Source organism: Okeania sp. SIO2C9 (assembly GCF_010672455.1).
GTDB lineage: Bacteria > Cyanobacteriota > Cyanobacteriia > Cyanobacteriales > Microcoleaceae > Okeania.
Genome location: NZ_JAAHGO010000180.1, coordinates 1 through 3,245 on the forward strand (window position 1 = coordinate 1; position 3,245 = coordinate 3,245).

General features: G+C 38.5%; 2 protein-coding genes and 1 pseudogene. 1 reads left to right on the forward strand and 2 read right to left on the reverse strand.

Annotated features, from left to right (window positions below):
* Nucleotides 1-194 precede the first annotated feature (194 nt).
* Nucleotides 195-893, forward strand: a pseudogene (locus F6K23_RS40030) (IS5 family transposase); the annotation flags it as partial.
* Nucleotides 894-1,728: 835 nt separating this feature from the next.
* Here F6K23_RS40030 and nadA read toward each other — a convergent pair.
* Together nadA and F6K23_RS42670 are read right to left on the reverse strand one after the other, a co-directional pair.
* The gene (gene nadA, locus F6K23_RS40035) at nucleotides 1,729-2,700 is read right to left on the reverse strand and encodes a quinolinate synthase NadA (RefSeq protein WP_293166712.1); all 972 of its coding nucleotides are present in this window, start codon (nucleotides 2,698-2,700) and stop codon (nucleotides 1,729-1,731) included.
* Nucleotides 2,701-3,107: 407 nt separating this feature from the next.
* Complete coding sequence (locus tag F6K23_RS42670; protein ID WP_367267963.1) at nucleotides 3,108-3,239, reverse strand: transposase; 132 nt, start codon at nucleotides 3,237-3,239, stop codon at nucleotides 3,108-3,110.
* Nucleotides 3,240-3,245 lie beyond the last annotated feature (6 nt).

The following is a 3,245-nucleotide window of genomic DNA, read 5'->3' on the forward strand; positions in this document are numbered from 1 at the left end:
GCGAGGTTTCGGTAGCAAAGGTTCTAGTAGTTCCCACTCGCGTTCGCGCAGCGTCCCGGAGGGAATCGCTTAGGTCACTGGCATAAGATTTTCGGGACATTGATTTGACACTCATCATTGATTTTTTGATTTTTCTACCTTCAATACCTCTTCATAGCCATCTTTAGCTTTTTTTTACAAACAGTCTCTTATGTTTTGTGGAATCTATATTTCAATTAATGGACTTAGATTTACCAGTACCAGACCATAGCACTGTATCCCGTCGCTTGCCAAAACTGAATGTTCAACTGCCAGTTATACCAACAAAGCCAGGCCATTCATCTGGTAGTAGACTCTACAGGAGTGAAAGTTTATGGAGAAGGTGAATGGAAAACAAGAGTTCATGGTGTCAGTAAACGGCGTACATGGCGTAAATTACATCTAGGAGTAAATGAGGGCACAGGGGAGATTGTTAGTGGGGTAGTGACTACCAATAATGTAAGTGTGACGGGCGTATTTTCTGACCTGTTAGATGGCAAGTATCAGGAGACGGAACCTATGACAAGTATAAGTGTTATGAGAAAGCTAGGCAACGAGGAGCAAAGACAACGATTCCACCCAGGAAAAATGCGGTAATAGGTCAACATGGCAACTGCAAATGCCCACCTCAGACCACCAGATGAAAACCTCACAAGAATAAGAAAAGTAGGACGCAAGAAATGGAAACGTGAAAGTGGCTACCATCGACGCTCCCTATCAGAAACCGTATCGGTTTAGGCTCAAAGTGATATTTGGAGGGAAGTTGCGAGGACGAAAAGAGCGATAATCAGGCAGTGGAGTTGTTCATACAATGTGCCATGCTTAATCGTATGATACAGAACTGTAAACCAGAAAGCTACAAAGTAGAACTCTAATTAACTTCTCTTGTGGGGAGAGTTTGCGATCGCAACATTCATGCAACAAAGCCATTAATAATTACCTCTTCTTAAAAACGGATAGGATTGGTTAAAAGAAAATTTTTTTCTTTATTATCCCCTTAAAAGGGGAGGCGCATACCCACAATTTTTCGGTAAGGGGAGTAGGGAAGATATGGGAGGTAGGGGTAGTAGGAAAGAAACCGAAATACATCCTCTTTTTTTTAAACCCAAATTCCGAACATCAATTTGTAATATGAAAAGCACAGAGCAGGAGTCAGAATTCTCTTCTGCTTTCTGCCTCCTACCTTCTGCCTTTCCTAATAATTTGTTCTCTCACCCAATTGTGAAAAGTTTTTATAGTTTGATTTCTACCTATATTTTGACAGCAAATACTATATTCTGGAATTATTTCAGTTAAGGGCAAACCGGGAAAATAAGAGCTAAATTCTGATTCTATATATTTATTATTCTCTAATACCAGTTTGAAAAAAGAATGCTATAAAAAGTGCATCTCTATCGGATCTGCCTAAAAATAGTTTCTCTAGTTCATTTTAGATGGTTATCTCTATCTTTTTCCCTTTTTTTTCAATATTTATCCCTTCTTCCTTCTTGCTTATTCCTTATTTCGTAGGGACGTTGCATGCAACGTCCCTACTATTTGTAGCAAACATTGATCAATTTGGTATAATACATATATTTGCAATTTTCTGTTTTCAAATCGCCAAATTTCCTCTACTCCTAAATTGGCATAAATATTCAGATGAGTAGTGGCGTGTCAAGCTGAAAATAGAGCCTTTGCGTAAGTCCTAAGGTATATTAAGGTCACAAGCAGTTACGCTGACATTTCTAACATTCTTTGTAATGGCTTAAGTGCAGCAACCCGAATCTCCTCTGGCAGGGTAATTTCCGGTCCCCGATTCTTCATTGCCAAATATAACTTTTCCAAAGTATTCAGTCGCATATGAGGGCATTCATTACAAGCACAGTTCCCTGTCGCTGGTGCAGCAATAAACTGTTTTTCTGGTATTTGCTTTTCCATTTGATAAAGAATTCCGGGTTCAGTACCAATGATAAATTTCTCCGCAGCGCTTTGCTTACTATACTCAAACAAAGCTTTTGTTGAACCAATGAAATTGGCATGACGCAATACTTGCTCTTCACATTCTGGATGGGCAATAAATTCTGCTTGAGGATGTTCCATTTTCAGTTGTACGATTTTCTTTTCAGAAAAAATTTCATGAACCATACAACTCCCGTCCCAAAGTACTAAATCTCTTCCTGTTTGTTCGCTGACATAGCGACCAAGGTTTTTATCAGGAGCAAAAATAATTGGCTGATCTTCTGGGATTTGATTCACAATTTTCACTGCATTAGAGCTGGTGCAAATAATGTCACTCATTGCTTTTACCGCAGCAGAGCAATTAACATAACACACAACTAAATGATCGGGATGGGCCGCTTTGAAAGCCGCAAATTCTTCAGCAGGACAGCCATCAGCCATAGAGCAACCCGCATCTAAATCGGGTAATAAAACTAACTTGTTAGGATTAAGGATTTTAGCTGTTTCTGCCATGAAATGGACTCCAGCAAAGACGATTACATCAGCATCTGTAGTAGCAGCTTGCTGAGATAAACCTAAAGAGTCACCCAAAAAGTCCGCAATATCCTGAATATCTGCCTCTTGATAGTAGTGAACTAAAATAACAGCATTTAGCTCCTTTTTGAGGTCTTCAATAGCTGCGAATAAGTCATCTGGGATAGAGTCAAAATATGTGTTTGTTTTTTTTGATTCTGTTATAAACATAGTTAGGTATCTTTAGAGACTATTTGTCAAATAAATATTAAGATGTTTCCGGCTTTTGAGCGCAAAGCGTTTGGACGCGAAACACTACAACATAAATTCAGAACTTTACTCTAGCTACTCAGGCAAGGACTTTCTGAAAGTTGATTTTTATTTTATGTTATAAAATACTATAATAAGAAATTTATTTGGCATTTACACTACTTTTCTTTAGCTTTTTTTACGAACAATCAAGGCTAAATTCTGAGAAATATAGAAAAGTGCTAAATTTGGGTTTAAATATATTTTAGTCTTCAATCCCAACTCAATGTCGCTCTGGGTCTCCCATTATAATCTCCGATTTAACGGGAGGGGAATCGTGACCTGCAAAAAAACGTAAAGTAACAAGAATTATGCTATAATTCTTCTCATCAGGAGTAGCGGTTACTCCTTCCAATACGCCACTGTTTGTAATGCCAGAATACTGTAGAATAAGGAGGTAACTCCAGGGGTAAATCACACCAATTGCAACCATTCTTGAGCTGGTAGAGAACACCATCCAATATTTC

Bases quoted from the DNA above. Each gene is read 5' to 3' on its own strand.
- nadA (WP_293166712.1), bottom strand. From the start codon at position 2,700: ATGTTTATAACAGAATCAAAAAAAACAAACACATATTTTGACTCTATC.